Raw genomic sequence first — 1599 nt, 5'->3', positions numbered from 1 at the left:
TCTCTGTTTCACTATGAAACAATTGAATTGATTTTATATGAACAATCAGTATAACTTAGTTAACTTGTATTGACTCTTTCGTCTAGTGGTTAGGACACCACCCTTTCACGGTGGTAACACGGGTTCAAATCCCGTAAGAGTCACCAATCGTGCTTTATGGACCCCTCTTTATAATAATTTGGCATGGCATAAATCCGCTACAATAGCCTGTTTTAGCCACCCATAGGACCTTTTGCTTTTAATTATTTACCTAAAGTTTACCATTTGCTTTCCATAATCTGTTAATTTCCCGTTATTTTTCTCAAAAAGGTGGGTACTTTTTTGCTATTTTGAGAAAAGTAAATAAACGCATTTCTTGTGACGCTAAAGAGAACTGTTTTTTGCATGAACATGGTTGATCTAGTTAAGATCTAATTCAATATTAAAGAAGCGTAAGATAGTACACCACATCTGCGGCACGCTACCCGCATTTTACTTTTTCACGTTCAGCCTACACAGTAGCTATAACGAAACTTTCCAGGTTAACGGCATTGTGATCTACTGATTATCTCAATATCACTATCGTCAGAATGTGAAGAGCTCATTGACTGGTCACGCGATATTGGCTGTACCTTATTTAACTTGCTACCCGGATGACTTTTCCTTCTTAATGCTGTCATTTCAGTTTGATGCCTCTCTTCTATTTCTTTTATTCTGCTCTGGGTTTCTTTCCTTAGTCTCGTTAATTCGGCTTGATGTCTTTCTTCCATTTCCTTTACTCTACTTTGGCTTTCTTCTTTTAACTTTTCCTCTATATGTCTCTTTTTCAGTGAAGTAAGAATATGTTTAACAGCTAACCCTGCATCTTTTTCACTATTTCCGTTCCACCTTAAATCAAGTTCATTAAGATTTATAAGGTTACCATTAGCTAAAGCTTCTATGCCTTTTTTACCGATTCTGTTCCACCTTAAATTAAGTGAAATAAGATTTGCAAGATTACCATTAGCTAAGGCATCTGCACCTCTTTTACCAATTTTGTTCCCTTCCAAATTAAGTGAAGTAAGATTTGTAAGTTTAGCTAATTCTCTTGCATCTTCATCACTAATATTGCAATACGGTAAGGAAAGCTTTTTAATTTGTGCATTATTTTGTAAAAAACTTACTAACTCGCTTATATTGATTGTAGTATTTGATACTTTTAAAGCGTTACCTTTTACGTATTGACTAAAATCCACTTTACCCTCTGATTAATATATTATGGGAATACCTTATATGGCATTTCAGTAACTGTCAACCACTTTATGTAATGCTAAAAATCATATAAGATTTATATGTAAAGACGCTCACATATCCCTTTTCTAAGCAGCTTTTTCTGTTGAGTTGTAGAACTTCTTGAGCTGCTCACTCCATAATAGCGGTATCTTGTTTTTCTTGAAGTCTATCAATTTTAGATGATTTGGCACAACTGTACGAACATTGTGATTTGAGGCTACTACTAGGGTGTCATGCCAGTGCTTGACACTGGCATCCAGGAATTTTATTAACGCTAACTATGGATTAGAAAGAGAGTAGAGAGAGAAATAGGGTAAACTCCAGTATTTTAGCAACAATAGGAGGTTA

1 protein-coding gene and 1 tRNA gene are annotated in these 1599 nt (G+C 35.1%); one reads left to right on the top strand and one right to left on the bottom strand.

Annotated elements, in window-relative coordinates; translation table 11 throughout:
• Positions 1-71: 71 nt before the first annotated feature.
• A tRNA-Glu gene (locus tag GO685_RS05180) sits at positions 72-146 on the top strand.
• A gap of 375 nt (positions 147-521) precedes the next feature.
• On the opposite strand, the gene GO685_RS05175 is transcribed toward GO685_RS05180, so the two are convergent.
• The gene (locus GO685_RS05175; protein ID WP_175937861.1) at positions 522-1214 is read right to left on the bottom strand and encodes a leucine-rich repeat domain-containing protein; all 693 of its coding nucleotides are present in this window, start codon (positions 1212-1214) and stop codon (positions 522-524) included.
• Positions 1215-1599: the final 385 nt, after the last annotated feature.

The sequence above is a fragment of the Wolbachia endosymbiont of Madathamugadia hiepei genome (genome assembly GCF_013366855.1).
GTDB lineage: Bacteria > Pseudomonadota > Alphaproteobacteria > Rickettsiales > Anaplasmataceae > Wolbachia.
Note: the sequence above shows the minus strand (reverse complement) of the source record. Positions and strands in the feature narration are given on the sequence as shown.